Below are 14,699 nucleotides of genomic sequence, written 5' to 3' on the forward strand. Positions count from 1 at the left end.
GGATCACGTTGATGTTACGAGCCAAAAGAGGTGGGCATGCTCATCACTCCACGCTCGACCAGCAAGGGGCCGCTCGGTTGCGGCGAGAAGGTCCTGACATTGCGTCGTGCACAACGAACCGTCATCGATAAGATCGGGGAAAGGGGAGGGGTACAGTCACTTTTTCCTGGAAATGAGGATGGGATTGGTCGGGGGAGCCCTTGCGGTTCTTTGCGAAATCTGGACGATCGCAAGGTTTCGAAGTGGGGGGCGTGGCCGCGACCTACGACCGCTTCTCCTCACAAACGGTGGGTTTTTCCCTGGGTGGGCTCCGCTTGCTCGACACCCGGGGTCGCGGAGGGACGAGCGGTCTGGTTGCGTCCTCCCGTTGCCTCTTGCGGCTGCGCCGCCCCAGTTGGCGAGCAACCGGGGCCACCCAACGCAAGGGGACGACGCATCATTTGAGAGTGGAAGTGGTACTCCCAGGCGCGAAGGAGTGGGGTCAGCCTCAATGCATTGGTGGGTTTGGCGTGTTTCGTGTTTTTTTTGATGGGTTTTTGATTTTCTGCTTGTGTTGATTAAGCGTCATGATGCAGAATCCTCGACGGGGTTTATTTCTAATGTCTCGATATCCCACGTGATTCCCGGACTGGACCGGGGATGGTGCCAGTGGTTCTCCAATCGGAGAGAACCGGACGCGTGGGATGCGGGGGAGCAATCGACTTATGATTGATCGAGCGCTTCGGCATGTAATGCGAGCGGTCCTGCTGGGATGCGTCGCGGTTTCGGTCGCAGGATGCGGTTCGTCTGACGACGGAACGATGATTCAGGTGGATGAGGAGCAGGAAAAGGCTCTGACCGATTCGATGCGAGGCTACTACGAGAACGAGAATAGCCCGTAACGTAACGGGTTGTCTTGTCAGGTCTTGCGTTGATTTTCGCCACCGGCTCGGCCGCGAGGTCGTGCCGCGAAGGGTTGGTGGTCGAAGGGCCTGGATCGGGTCTTGGGGTTGTCGGCGGTGGTCAGGACAGCCGTGAGGGAGCGATGCCTCGCGGTTGGACAGGTCGCACGGTTCGGCTGCGCGCTGAGGAGACGAGAAGGAACGGGGAGTCTCGACGGTTCCGTATGAGGCGGCCCGGCCTTTTTGATGCGTTCTCTCAAATCTGCGACTGCCAGGCGATTGCCGGGAATCACGTCCGGAAGCAATCGGACCTCTGATCCGAGTGTTCGGATCGTCGTATCTTTTTCCCGTTTTTTTTGACAGGAGTTCACGCCATGACGCGAACCGCTCGTCGAGGTTTTACACTCATCGAGTTGCTGGTGGTGATTGCCATCATCGGGGTCTTAATCGCCCTGTTGCTGCCGGCGGTGCAGAGTGCGCGGGAGGCGGCCCGTCGCGCGCAGTGTGTCAATAATCTGAAGCAGATCGGCCTGGCGATGCACAACTATCACCAGGCGGTCGGGTCGTTCCCGATGGCGATGACGACGGCGTATTCCGACATTGGGGTGCAGGCGAACTGGGGCACCTTCGGCGCGCTGGCCCTGCTGCTGCCGTACATGGAGCAAGGGCCGCTGTATTCGTCGATCAATTTCGACTGGAACTTCTGGCAAGGGCGAGGGAACATCGAGAATCGGACGGTGTGGCTGACGCGGGTCAACTCGTATGAGTGTCCGTCGGATGGCATGACCGGCGAGGCGAACACGAACAACTACTTCGGGTCGGTCGGAACGACGGCCGGAGTGCGGAACCATGCGGGATCGACCGGGATCTTCGCCCAGCGAGAGACGTATGGGATCGAGGATATCCGGGACGGGACGTCGAACACGGTAGCCTTCTCCGAGGCGCTGGTGTCGACGGCGGCCGGATCGCCGACGCAGACGAAGTGGCGGGACGGGCCGGCACCGTCGGGGGCCACGCCGAGCGCTGCTTATCGAGCCCTGAACGCGGCGCTGGACCTGCCTGGGATGCAACAGGACTGGCAGGCGTGCAATGCGTTTTTCGTGTCGGAAATCAACCATGGTCAGCGAGGCTACCGCTGGGGTCTGAGCAATCTGGGGGAATCGCTGTTCCAGACGTTGATTCCTCCGAACTCGAATGACTATCCGTGGAATGCGTGTCGCCTGGATTGCCCGGGTTGCGGGGTCTTGCACAGCGGGTACTACAACGCGACGAGCAACCACCCCGGCGGGGTGAACGTGGGCCTGGCCGACGGCAGCGTGCGGTTCGTCAAGAACACGGTGTCGATGCCGATCTGGTGGGCGCTGGGGACCCGAGCCGGCGGCGAGGTGATCAGCGCGGATCAGTACTGATGGCTTGACTGGCCAGAGGGCATGATCACGTCTTGAGCATTCAGGGCGATGGACCGGGACTCGGGGGACGGGCGGCGGTTGTGACAGGACCGCTCGTCTTTCGAGTCGCGGTCCGCGCGCGTGTGGCGCGGATCGGGCCTGAGGCTACCCGAGACCCTTGCCCGGCGCCGGGAGGCTTGGTGCCGGGGCTCGACACGAGGAGGTTTCCACCGATGGCAGTGATTGAGACCAACGGGGCAGCAGAGGGAGGCTCGCCCGGTGAGGGTTCGGCCGCCGTATCAACGCCGGTGGTCGAGAACCCGAGCAAGGCGGCAGCGCCGATCCGGTCGGGGCGGTGCTGGGGGCTGGCGATGCTGGTTGCCGTGATCGCCGGGGTTGGCGCATGGCTGGGAGGGGAGGCGATCTACGGTCGGTTCATGCCGCCGTTGATGGCCACGTCTGGGTTTCCGTCGATCGAGGAAGTGCAGGCGAACACCCGAGCCCGCCAGTCGGGAACAACGCTGGAAGCGACGCTGACGACGGCGCTGCTGGGAGGTTTGCTGGGCCTGGGGCTTGGCGTGGTCGGAGGCGTGGTCCGAGGCTCGGGCCGATCGGCCGGGATCGCGGGACTTTCCGGGCTGGTGCTGGGAGCGGGGGCCGGGGCGTTGGCAACTCAGGCGCTCATGCCGGTCTATTTTCAGTTTTACAACCCAGATCAAGATGATCTGATCGTGGCGATCCTGATTCAAGGGGCGATTGCCGCCGCGATGGGGGCCGGGGTCGGCGCGGCGCTGGGTGTTGGGATTGCGGGAGGCTGGGGCGAGGCCCGGACGCGAGACGGCCGGGGGGTGGTGGTGCGATCGCTCGTGGGGGGGCTGTTCGGGGCCGTTCTGGGGATCCTGGTCTACCAGATTGTCGGCGTGATGGCGTTTCCGCTCGACCAGACGTCGAAGCCGCTCTCGACCTCGTCGGGTTCTCGGATGCTGGCGCTGGTCGCGGTGGCGGTGCTGGTCGCGCTTGGGGCAGTGAAGGGGGCGTTGCAGCCGCCCTCGCCCTCACCGGTGGCGAAGCGGGCGAGTGGGTGACGGTCTGGGGTCACGGCCTGTCCTGCATGCTCTCACCATGCGGACCAGACAAAGGGAGCGGGAAGAACGGAGGCCGAGCCCGGTCGTTTGGCCGAGGCCCCATCACCCGGCCTGGCGGCCACCCTCTCCCCCGGGACGAGGGAGAGGGGCGGAGTGGAGCCGAGCCGAGAGGAAGGGTTAGCCCTGGCGGCCCTCGATGGCGAGCAGGAGGATGGCCGAGGCGATGAGCAGGGGGCGGGGGGCGTCGGTGCCGTCGTCGAACAGCTCGACGGTGAACTTGTGGACGAAGGGGTTGAACTGCTGGACGATCGAGGCGACCGGGCGGCCGTCGAACTCGACCCGGAATTTCTGGGGGATGAGGATGGTCATGAAGTCGATCAGGCGTCGGAGGATGGCTAGGCCGGCGCTGTCTTCGATCATCTGGCCGCGAACCCGGCCGGCGTCGTCGAGGATCTCCCAGGTGTCTCGCATCAGGGAGGCCATGCCTTTACGTCGGAGCGAGCCGACCTTGAGGCCGGTGGTGGCGTCGATGACCGAGTAGGCGGCGCTGAAGTCGATGACGCGGTCGGCCTGGATGGTGAGTAGCTCGATGGACTGGTCCTCATCGGCGTAGATGCGGATATCTTCCTTGAGCTTGAACGCCTTTTGCCGGGAGTAGGCGAGCAGCTCGCCGTCGTCGTCGAAGAGGTGGAAGGAGGCACCGACGAGGGTCAGCACCTTGCGCCGAGCGAGAAACCGGTTGGTGCGATACAAGGCGGGCAACTCGGTGGAGTGCGACATCGCGATCGGGCCTCGATCGGGGAGGAGGTGCTTGATTGGCGTCATCGGCCGGGGGCACATTCTGACCGCGACCCGGAGGGGCCGCAAGGCGTTGCTCGGCCGATCGGGGGGAGAGAGGGATCGGGACCGCAACAAAAGAAAAACGCGGAGCACCGGGATGAGATGCTCCGCGTTCGGGAGGCGGTTCCGATCGGAGGAGGGACGATCGAGCGGTCGGTCGGTCGGACTCAGTCCAGATCGGATCAGACGTCGATGCCGAGTCGGTAGCGGAGTTCGTCGAACTGCTCGCGGTAGACGTCGTCGGTGGAGTGGAGGTGTTCGGCCTCGGAGATAAACTTGATGGTGTCGTCGCGCTTCAGGCCGTGCTCTTTGAGGATTTCCTCGAAGGGCTCAAGGTCGTGGGCGTAGACGAACAGGAGCTTGTGCTCGTCGAACTGGACCTCCATCGGTCCGTCGGGGTTGAGGGCGGCGATGCCGGTGCAGCCGTCGTGCAGGAGCAATTCCTCGTAGTCGTAGAGGGTGCTCTGGAGGATGACGGTGTCCATGTGCTCGCGGTAGAGGTCGGCGTGGCAGCCGGGCTCGCTTTCGTGGCTCGACTCCATGACGACATCGACTTCCTCGCCGAGGGGGCCGAGCAGGTCCATGAAGACGTCGAAGAGCGACTCGGACGAGACCGAGGCGGCGAGCACGGGCATGGTGTTGCCGCTCTCGGGGTCACGGTACAGATCGCGCCGATAGCCTTCGCGGGGGATGATCTCCAGGCCGAAGGAGGGCCGGATGGCATCGGTCAGCGCGAATTGGCCGTAACGTCCGACCTGGAGGTGAGCGTCAAGCTCTTCCTGGCTCAGGTCGTCAAAGCTAGTTCGGGGCATGCGAGTGGAATTGGTTCGCAGCACGCGTTCAATAAATCGTTGCAGAAAGCTCATCGGTAGGGTCCCCCTCCTCGCGAGCCGGATTCTTCACGGATCCGGGACCGACCTCGGACCGCGTCAGCCGGGCAGTCTTCGGGGGCGAGCCCCGAACCAGCCATCCCGTGCACCTGCCCGGCGCCGCTTCCGAAGAACCTGGGTCGGCATGACCCTTTTCCCCGGGAACGGCCGCCCTCCCGTTGGCACCGCTCGATTGCCGTTCTCCTATATATACCATGCAGAACGATCGAAAACCGACCCGACGGTGAAATCTCATTGAAGGGGACCCAGAGGTCGGGCCGATAGGAACAATCTTGGAGATTGGTCCCGCCGCATGGCTGAGGTCGGCACCGAACGGAAGGGATCACATGCAATTGGAATGCCAAAGGGGTAGATCGGTCACGATCTCCGGCCGTTCGGTCTGAATCGTCCTGGACTTGAGTCATTTTTTGGGCGATTCCGTTCCCGATTCGTGATCGTCGGAAATTGTACAAAGTACAGGACATTCGCACCTCGATGGCCGAGTGTGCACGAGACTTCCCAGAAGGACCGTAGGATCTCTCGGTCGGGAAGTGTGTGTTTCAGGGTTGGGGTGATCGGGGCTGGGGGGATCGGGACGACTCGGCCGATTCGCCGGGCGGGTCGTCGCGGATCGACGCCCTGGGCGATACAATGAGCGTTTCTGGCCCAGGCCGCTCGATCACGACGCAGGGCGTCGAGGCGGGGTGAGCCGAGGGTCCGGTCGGTGATCGTCTTGAGCCTGCCCGCCCACCCGCGTTGCCTTTCGGGAGCCGATGCCCGAAAGGATTGATTGTTGCACCGAGAGAGAAGGACGCGACTGATGGCCATCGAACGGGTCGACGCTTATCTCGCCGAGCACGGCAAGCGGTTTGAGGAGCAGCTCAAGGACCTGATCCGGATTCCGAGCGTCAGCGCGCAGCCCGATCACAACGCCGACACGAGACGCGCGGCCGAATTCGTCCTCAACGACTTGAAGGGGATGGGGGTCGAGGCCGAGCTGATCGAATTTCCGAACGGCCACCCGATCGTCTTCGGCCAGAAGCTCGATGCGCCGGGCAAGCCGACGTTGCTCGTCTACGGTCATTATGACGTTCAGCCTCCTGAGCCGCTCGAACCGTGGTTGACCCCGCCGTTCGAGCCGACCGAGAAAGACGGCAACCTGTACGCCCGAGGGGCAACTGACGACAAGGGGCAGATGTTTACCCACCTGAAGGCCGCCGAAGGGTGGCTCAAGGGGGTTGGCGAGCTGCCGATCAACGTGAAGTTCGTGATCGAGGGGGAAGAGGAGGTCGGCGGGGCAAATCTGGAAACCCTGATGGCCGAGCAGCCGGATCGGCTCGCCTGCGACTTCGCCGTGATCTCCGATACGAGCCAGTTTGCCCCTGGGATGCCGGCGATCACGTACGGATTGAAAGGGCTGGCGTACTTCGAGCTGATCGTGGAGGGGGCGAACCGCGACCTGCACTCGGGGACCTTCGGCGGCGCGGTGCAGAACCCGCTCAATGCGCTGGCGACGATTCTTGCGAGCCTGAAAGACGCCGAGGGGCGGATTGCCATTCCCGGCTTCTACGATGATGTCCGGCCGTTGGAAGACTGGGAGCGGGCCGAGTTTGCGCGATTGCCGTTTTCGGAGGAGGAGTTCCGGGCCGATCTGGCGGTGCCCGAGGTTTTTGGCGAGGCCGGGTACTCGACCCTCGAACGGAAATGGGCGCGGCCGACGTGCGACATCAACGGCATTTGGGGCGGCTATTCCGGCCCCGGACCGAAGACGGTCTTGCCTCGGCTGGCCGGGGCGAAGTTCAGCTTCCGCCTGGTTCCCGATCAAACACCAAAACGTGTTCAAGAACTGCTCGAAGCTCATCTGAAGGCCGTTTGCCCGCCGGGGGTGACATACACGCTGAAGGCGATGCACGGGGCGCCTTCGGTTTTGGTCGAGGCGAAGGGGAATCCGGGGGTCGAGGCGGCCATGAAGGCGGTCGAGGCCGGATTCGGCACGAAGCCGGTCCTGATCCGCGAAGGGGGCTCGATTCCGGTCGTGGGTCTGATCAAGGAGCATCTGGGCGTCGATACGCTCCTGCTCGGCTGGGGCCAGAACGACGACAACCTGCACGGGCCGAACGAGAAGTTCTCTCTGGCCGACTTCCACCGCGGGATCAAGGCGTCGGCTCACTTGATGGCGGAACTGGCGGAAACCACGTGACACTCGATCCCAGTCAATGGCGCGTCCGAGTCGTTTGCGAGACTCGGGCAGACGTGTTCGATTGGAGCCGGTTGCCCGTTTCCACTCCCTGATCGGCGACTCCGCACCGAGGGGATGCGGAGTACCCATTGACCGATGGAAACTCTTTTCACTGAGGAGCCGCTTCGACCACCAGGGAGCGGCCGATGGACGCGAACCAATGCTCGACCTGAAATTCGTCCTGAACAACGTCGACGCCGTGAAGCAGAACTGCGTCGATCGCAGCGTGCCAGCGGATGTGATCGAAGACCTGGAGAAGGTCGTGGCGCTGGAGACGCAGCGGCGCGAGTTGCTCAGGGAGGTCGAGGCGGTTCGCAAGCGGCAGAACGAGGTGGCGCAGGCGACCGGCAAGGAGAAGGACCCGGAGAAGCGGGCCGAGCTCGTGGCCGAGGGGAAGCAACTGAAGCAGCAGGTGGCCGACCGGGAGGATTCGCTCCGGTCCCTGGAGGAGGAGGTCAAGGCCAGGCTCGGTCGGGTGCCGAACATGACCCATCCGGAGGCGCCGATCGGTCAGGACGAAGAGGCGAACCGGGAGATCCGCAGGGTCGGCACGCCGAAGGCGTTCGACTTTCCGGTGAAGGATCACGTCGAACTGGGCAAGGAACTGGACCTGATCGACTTCGAGGCGGGGTCGAAGGTGTCGGGCTCGGGGTTCTACTTCCTCAAGAATGATGCGGTGTTGCTCGATCTGGCGCTTCAGCAGTTTGCGATGCAGACGCTCATCAAGCGCGGGTTCACGCCGATCGTCACGCCCGACCTGGCGCGGACGAGTATTCTGGAGGGGATCGGATTCAACCCGAGGGGAGAGGAAACACAGGTCTATTCGGTCGAGAGTACCGACCTCTGCCTGATCGGCACGGCCGAGATTACGCTGGGAGGAATGCACGCCGAGGAGATCCTCGACGAGTCGGAATTACCCATCAAGTATGTCGGCATTTCTCACTGCTTCCGGACCGAGGCGGGCGCGGCCGGTCGTGCGAGCCGAGGCTTGTATCGCGTGCACCAGTTTACCAAGGTTGAGATGTTCGCCTATGCGGTGCCCGAGCAATCGGGGGCGCAGCACGAGGAGATGCTGGCGATCGAGGAGGAGATTTTCACGGCGCTCGGCATTCCGTACCGGGTGCTGGATATTTGCTCGGGAGACCTGGGCGGCCCGGCGTACCGCAAGTACGACATCGAAGCCTGGATGCCCGGCCGGGGCGACTATGGCGAAGTGACCAGCACGTCGGATTGCACCGACTATCAGGCGCGCCGGCTGGGAATTCGCTACAAGCCGACCGGGCAAAAAGGGACGAAGTTTGTTCATACGCTCAATGGGACGGCCGTGGCGCTGAGTCGGGCGATCATCGTGGTTCTGGAGAACTACCAGCGAGCCGACGGCAAGATCGACGTGCCGGAGGTGCTGCGGCCGATCATGGGGAAGGATGTAATGGGCTGAGGCGTGTTGAGGTGTCTTCGCCGCAAGTCCGTCATGCGTGCACCTGCTCGCGTTGTGGGGGGCCGGCTGGAAATCGTTGGTCGGCCCGCATCCGGTGACGCTTGAATTCTGGGCATTGGTCTTCGCCAGGAGTTTCTATGCGGAATGCCCTGCTACTGCCTGATCTGAGGGAGTTGATCCACGATGGTCAGGCGGAGGCGGTGCGCGAGTTCCTGGAGGAGTACCCCCCGGTTCGGCAAGCGGAGCTGATCGAGGATCTGGATGTTGCCGAGTCGAAGGCGGTGGTCTGCCTGCTGGAGCCGAAGGCTCGGGCGGAGGTCGTCAGCTACTTCGACACGGATCGGCAGATTGAGTTGATCGAGTCGATGTCGATGGACGATGCGGCCGCCCTGTTGCGCGACATGCCGCACGACGACCGGGCTCATCTGGTCAACCGGCTCGACGACGACCGCACCGAGTTGATCCTCCGTCGCCTGGCTCAGGCCGAACGGGACGACATCCGTCGGCTGGCCGAGTACGAACCGGGGACGGCCGGATCGGTGATGACGACCGACTACGCCACCGTGCCTCCGTTCGTTTCGGTGCGAGAGGCCATCGACGTGCTGCGTCGGGAGGCTCCCGAGCGAGAGACGATCTTGACGAGCTATGTGATCGATCATCAACGTCGGTTGATCGGTTCGATCACGCTCCAGGCGTTGATTCTCGCGCGGCCGACCGCCCGGGTCGAAGACGTGATGCAAGAGAACCCGGTGCGGGCCCAGGTTGACGAGGACCGCGAGGAGGTGGCCCGAAAGATCGCGCAGTATGACCTGATTGCGCTTCCGATTGTCGATGCGTCTCAGATGCTTGTCGGGATCGTGACGCATGACGATGCGCTGGACATTTTGCGAGAGGAACAGTCGGAAGACTTGCTCCGGTTTGGTGCCGTGAATTACGACGCGGCCGAGGCAGAGCATGATCCGGACGACGAGTCGATTTCGTCGGCGGTGCGTCGCCGGTTCGGCTGGCTTTTGCTGCTCTTTGGTGGCGGCACGATTACGGGCGTGGTGGTGCAATCGTTCGGCGGGGTTTCGATCAAGTATCCAGAGATTCAGTTTGACGCATTTATTCCGCTCTTGATCGGGACCGGCGGCAATGCCGGAAGCCAGACGGTGGGGACGGTGATTCGGGGGCTGGCGCTGGGAGACATCGACCCGAGGCGCGATTTCCTGCGGATCCTGGCCCGAGAGGGGATGACCGGGCTGTACCTCGGCCTGGTGATCGGTCCGTGCGGATTTTTGTTCGCCTGGCTGATCATGGGCAGCACGCCGAGCTTCGCAGTGGTAATTGGTCTGGCGATTCTGGGGATTTGCGTCTGGGCCAACAGCGTGGGTTCCATGGTGCCGATGCTCGCCAGGCTGGCGAAGATCGACCCGGCGCTCGTCTCGGCCCCGATGATCAGTACCCTGGTGGACGCGACTGGGCTAATGATTTTTTATACAACGGCACGAGTCATCCATGACGTGTTCATTACCTGAATTCGAGTTTCACCGTTGGTGAGTGGTTCCACCGAGCGGACGGCCGAGGGTGGTCGTTCGAGTTTTTTTCCGCTTGAGTCGATCGTTGAGGACGACCCCCGATGCGTTTCGCCCACCTGACCGCTCCCGAGATCCGTGCCCTTGACCGCCAGCGGACGCTCGTCGTGGCTCCGATCGCCGCGTGTGAGCAACACAGTGATCATCTGCCGGTGATCACCGATACGGTCCTGGTGGGGGCGGTGGCCGATGGTCTGGAAGCCGCGCGGGCGGATCAGGTCTTGCTCTTGCCGGTCCAGTGGCTCGGGGCCAGCGAGCATCACCTGCCGTTTGGGGGGACCTTGACGGCGACCTTGCCGACGTATGAGCAGATGCTCATTGAGATTCTTTCGCCACTGTTGCGCGATGGGTTTCAGCGGGTGCTTTTGCTGAACGGCCACGGGGGGAATATCGACCCCTTGCATGTGGCCCTTCGGCGGTTGGATGCGGCCTTTCCGAAGGCGGTTTTGACCGGGGCGGCGTACTGGGAACTGGCGGCCGAGCCGCTTGCCGCCCTGTGCGAAGGGCCGAGGACGTCGATGGGCCATGCCTGCGAGATCGAGACGTCGATGATGATGCACCTGCGTCCGGAACTGGTGCGGGCGGATCGGATTCAGGATGACCCCTCGCCCGGATTTGTTCCCGGTGGGCTCTTTCACGCGGTCGATTTCGGCCGTCGGACGGAGCGGGGGGCGGTGGGCTATCCGTCTCGGGCGAATGCCGAGAAGGGGAAGCGCATGCTCGACGCGATTGTGCCCGCGGTGGTCGCGGCGGCCGACGCAGTGCTGGAGGTTCCCCTTGGCTCGGCTTGATCGAACCGGGCCGAACGATTCCTGACCGATCGGAAGACGGGGGCTGCGATGGCCGATGCTTTTGCCCGCCGCGTCGAGGCTGTGCGATCGAGGATGCGAGCCGAGAAGCTCGATGCCTTGCTGGTGACGCATCCGCCGAATGTCTCGTATCTGACCGGATTCACCGGCGATTCGTCGGCGGTGTTGCTCGGAACTGATCGCTCGGTGATCGTTTCTGACTTTCGGTATGAAACGCAGCTCCGGGACGAGTGCCCGGGGCAGGAGTGCCATATCCGGCCGTCGAGCAAGACGCTGGCGCAGGAGTTGGGGGAGGTACTGGCCGGGTTCGGCTGGCGAAGCGTCGGATTCGAGTCGGCGTCGCTGTCGGTCCTTGACTGGGAAACGATCCGCAACGGTTGCGGGTCGGTGGAACTGCGCAGCACGGCGGGGGTGGTCGAGGAGGTCAGGGCGGTCAAGGATGAGGCGGAGATTGCGGCAATTCGCCGGGCGATCGACCTGGCCGAGCAGGTGTTTGAGCGGGTTCGGCACGGGTGGTCGGGGCATTGGGATGAGGCCGAGGTGGCCAATCGGCTGGAGTCGGAGCTGAGGAGCCTGGGGGCGGCCGGCTCGGCGTTTCCGCCGATTGTGGCGGTCGGGCCGCGATCGGCCTTGCCTCATGCCCGGCCCGAACCGGGAGTCCGGGTCGATTCGGGCGACTTCACGCTGATCGACTGGGGGGCCTGTCTGGGGCCGATGCCGTACAGGAGCGACTTGACGCGGGTGATTGTCACCGGTAAGGTAACGCCGAGATTCGAGGAGATTTACGGGATTGTCGTGGAGGCCCAGCGTCGGGCGATCGCCTCGATTCGTCCGGGAATCTCGGCCGGTGAGGTGGACGCCCAGGCCCGATCGTACATTCAAGAGGCAGGCTTCGGTCGCTTCTTCGATCATGGGCTCGGACACGGCATCGGCCTGGAAATTCACGAGGCTCCGCGCCTTCGGAAGGACGCGGCCGAGGTGCTACGACCTGGCATGGTGCTGACCATCGAGCCGGGGATTTACCTTCCCGACTGGGGAGGCATCCGGATCGAGGACGATGTGCTGGTCACGCCCGACGGTTGCGAATGCCTGTCCCGACTTCCTCGTGACCTTGACCGCATTCGAGACGACACTCCGGGAGCCTGAGGGCTTGAGTCCCGGATGGTCCGAGGACAGATCCCCGAAGCTTCTCGACGCCGAGCCAAGCAGAGCGATCGGAGCGTAGGAATGGCCGAATCCCCGACCGGGTCGGCGGGTGAACATCCCGACCCGGATAATGTCCGCCGGATCCATCGCCTGGTCCGGATGATGCAACATTACGACCTGACGGCCATCGACCTGGTCGAAGGACCGACGAAGATCCGTCTACGTCGTCGGACCGAACAGGCCGTTGTTCCGCTTGCTCAGGCACCGGCCCAGGTGGCGCACCTGCCCGTCGCTCCGGCGGTGGGAGCAACGCCCGCGCCGGCCGCAGCGCCGCCGGCCCCGGCCGCGGCTCCCGAAGTTAAAGGCACGCTGATTGAAAGTCCGATGGTCGGCACGTTCTACCAGTCGGGCTCGCCGGAGTCTCCGCCGTTTGTGACCGTGGGTGCCACGGTTCGTCCCGAGACGACGGTCTGTATCATCGAGGCCATGAAGGTGTTTACCGAGATTCCGGCCGGTGTTTCGGGCCGGGTCGTCGAGATTTTGGCTCAGGACAAACAGCCGGTCGAGTACGGCCAGCCCCTGTTCCGCGTCGAACCGGCCTGAGCCTGGCCGCTTGGTCGTGCTTGTGCCCCTGCGCTCCGCTCCCCGATGCTCCCGGGCCTTAGGATCGGGCCTGGCGGTTGGATCTCAAGAGACCCTCGCGGGAGCACCGCCCGGCGCCACCCCGCGAGGAGCCCGGAATCCCCCGGACCCTCGCCGATGGCTGAACCGTCGAAGATTCGTCGTATCCTCGTCGCCAATCGTGGCGAGATCGCCCTGCGGATCATCCGCGCCTGCAAGGAACTCGGCCTGGAATCGGTGGCCGTGTTCTCTGAGGCCGATCGCGGGGCCCCGTACCTTGACCTGGCCGACCGAGCCATCTGCATCGGCAAGGCTCCGGCGGCCGACAGCTATTTGAACATCCCTCGCCTGATCGCCGCGGCCGAGATTGCCGATGTCGACGCGATTCACCCCGGCTACGGGTTCCTGAGCGAGAACCCCCACTTTGCCGAGGTCTGCCGCGCCTGCAATTTTGAGTTCATCGGGCCTCCGCACGAGGCCATCCGTCGGATGGGGCTGAAGACCGAGGCCAAGGCCGCGGCCCAGGCTGCCAAGGTGCCGCTCGTTCCCGGGTCTGACGGACCGGTCGATAGCGATGACGACGCCGTGCGAGTGGCCCGCCAGATCGGCTATCCGGTCTTGATCAAGGCCGCGGCCGGTGGCGGTGGCAAGGGCATGCGCGTGTGCCGGGAAGAAGCGGCCCTTCGAACCGCCATTGCCCAGGCCCGCGCCGAGGCCGACGCCGCGTTCAAGAATCCGAGCATCTATCTCGAAAAATTCATCGACCGCCCCCGGCACGTCGAGGTTCAGCTGCTGGCCGATTCGCACGGCAATGTGATTCACTGCTGGGAACGCGAGTGCAGCCTTCAGCGGAGGCACCAGAAGCTCATCGAGGAATCTCCCGCACCGACCTTGCCGAGCCGCGTGCGTCGGAAGATCTGTGAAGCGGCCGTCCGCCTGGCCAAGACCGCCGGCTATGTGAATGCAGGGACCTGCGAGTTTCTCGTCGATGCCGACTACAATTTTTACTTCATTGAGGTCAACGCCCGGATTCAGGTCGAACACCCGGTGACCGAGCTGGTCACCGGCATCGACTTGATCAGGGAGCAAATTCGGATCGCCAACGGTGAGGCCCTGTCGGTCAGTCAGGCCGACGTGCCACAGCTCGGGCACGCGATTGAGTGCCGGATCAACTGTGAAGACCCGGAACACAACTTCCGCCCGAGTCCGGGCCTGATTTCTGGTCTGAGGGTGCCCGGTGGCATCGGAGTGCGATGGGACTCGCATATCGTAACCGGTTATCGCGTGCCGCCGAACTACGACTCAATGATTGGGAAGCTGCTTGTGCACGCTCCGACGCGATCCGAGGCCATTGCCCGGATGCTTCGCGCACTGGACGAGTTGCGGATCGAGGGGATCACCACGACCGCCTCATTGCACGAACGGATCCTCCATAATCCGGACTTCGCCGAGGGACGGATCGACACAACCTGGGTCGAACGGGTCCTGCTGGCCCCCCGCGAAAAGATCGTTCAGGACGCAGGCTAAACCCTGGGGAATCCCTGGGTTTCCCGCCGTCCAGGGGCTCGAACTCACGTCCCGGGAAGGAGCTTTCGAAAGAATTCTCGGTAGGGTGTTGACCGGCGGGAAATCAGAGGTATGATTGCTCTTGTCGCTGGTGAGTCACACCTTGACGCGGGCCGCTCGAAAGGGCGGCCTGTTCTCACCTGTGCGAGGCATCGTGACGACGCGAGCAGGGACGGGTTCGACGATTTGCAAGCTTTGCGATCGCACCGAACGGACCAACGCGACGTACGAATGATTCCCGAA

12 protein-coding genes are annotated in these 14,699 nt (G+C 63.6%); 10 read left to right on the forward strand and 2 right to left on the reverse strand.

The genetic code is table 11. From position 1 onward, the window contains the following. Window positions 1-704: 704 nt before the first annotated feature. The 3 genes from GA615_RS27665 to GA615_RS28530 all read left to right on the forward strand — a co-directional run bounded on the left by GA615_RS27665 (window position 705) and on the right by GA615_RS28530 (window position 3,354). Entirely contained in the window at window positions 705-881 is a 177-nt protein-coding gene (locus GA615_RS27665; RefSeq protein ID WP_161602588.1) for a hypothetical protein, read from the forward strand. Window positions 882-1,255: 374 nt separating this feature from the next. Beyond that, on the forward strand, window positions 1,256-2,290 hold the full coding sequence (locus GA615_RS26645) for a DUF1559 family PulG-like putative transporter (protein WP_152054397.1): 1,035 nt from the start codon (window positions 1,256-1,258) through the stop codon (window positions 2,288-2,290). Window positions 2,291-2,502: 212 nt separating this feature from the next. Beyond that, window positions 2,503-3,354 (forward strand): hypothetical protein, encoded by an 852-nt coding sequence (locus tag GA615_RS28530; RefSeq protein WP_152054398.1) that lies wholly within the window; start codon window positions 2,503-2,505, stop codon window positions 3,352-3,354. Between the two features lie 177 nt (window positions 3,355-3,531). Here GA615_RS28530 and GA615_RS26655 read toward each other — a convergent pair whose 3' ends face one another. Together GA615_RS26655 and GA615_RS26660 are read right to left on the reverse strand one after the other, a co-directional pair. After that, on the reverse strand, window positions 3,532-4,134 hold the full coding sequence (locus GA615_RS26655; RefSeq protein ID WP_152054399.1) for a hypothetical protein: 603 nt from the start codon (window positions 4,132-4,134) through the stop codon (window positions 3,532-3,534). 242 nt (window positions 4,135-4,376) lie between these two features. Then, window positions 4,377-5,060: a hypothetical protein gene (locus GA615_RS26660; protein WP_152054400.1), complete on the reverse strand. Its 684-nt coding sequence runs from the start codon at window positions 5,058-5,060 to the stop codon at window positions 4,377-4,379. Window positions 5,061-5,883: 823 nt separating this feature from the next. Here GA615_RS26660 and GA615_RS26665 point away from each other — a divergent pair. The 7 genes from GA615_RS26665 to accC all read left to right on the forward strand — a co-directional run bounded on the left by GA615_RS26665 (window position 5,884) and on the right by accC (window position 14,417). After that, window positions 5,884-7,263: a dipeptidase gene (locus GA615_RS26665; RefSeq protein WP_152054401.1), complete on the forward strand. Its 1,380-nt coding sequence runs from the start codon at window positions 5,884-5,886 to the stop codon at window positions 7,261-7,263. Window positions 7,264-7,462: 199 nt separating this feature from the next. Next, window positions 7,463-8,740, forward strand: a complete 1,278-nt coding sequence (gene serS, locus GA615_RS26670) for a serine--tRNA ligase (RefSeq protein WP_152054402.1) — start codon at window positions 7,463-7,465, stop codon at window positions 8,738-8,740. 137 nt (window positions 8,741-8,877) lie between these two features. Continuing rightward, entirely contained in the window at window positions 8,878-10,257 is a 1,380-nt protein-coding gene (mgtE, locus tag GA615_RS26675) for a magnesium transporter (protein WP_152054403.1), read from the forward strand. A gap of 101 nt (window positions 10,258-10,358) precedes the next feature. Further along, on the forward strand, window positions 10,359-11,105 hold the full coding sequence (locus GA615_RS26680) for a creatininase family protein (RefSeq protein ID WP_152054404.1): 747 nt from the start codon (window positions 10,359-10,361) through the stop codon (window positions 11,103-11,105). Between the two features lie 48 nt (window positions 11,106-11,153). Continuing rightward, window positions 11,154-12,269, forward strand: a complete 1,116-nt coding sequence (locus GA615_RS26685; protein ID WP_152054405.1) for a M24 family metallopeptidase — start codon at window positions 11,154-11,156, stop codon at window positions 12,267-12,269. A gap of 81 nt (window positions 12,270-12,350) precedes the next feature. Further along, entirely contained in the window at window positions 12,351-12,872 is a 522-nt protein-coding gene (accB, locus tag GA615_RS26690; RefSeq protein ID WP_152054406.1) for an acetyl-CoA carboxylase biotin carboxyl carrier protein, read from the forward strand. Window positions 12,873-13,028: 156 nt separating this feature from the next. Then, window positions 13,029-14,417, forward strand: coding sequence for an acetyl-CoA carboxylase biotin carboxylase subunit (gene accC, locus GA615_RS26695; RefSeq protein ID WP_152054407.1), 1,389 nt, complete (start codon window positions 13,029-13,031; stop codon window positions 14,415-14,417). The last annotated feature ends 282 nt before the right edge of the window (window positions 14,418-14,699 follow it).

Origin of the sequence: Tautonia marina, from assembly GCF_009177065.1 — a bacterium.
Classification (GTDB): Bacteria; Planctomycetota; Planctomycetia; order Isosphaerales; family Isosphaeraceae; genus Tautonia; species Tautonia marina.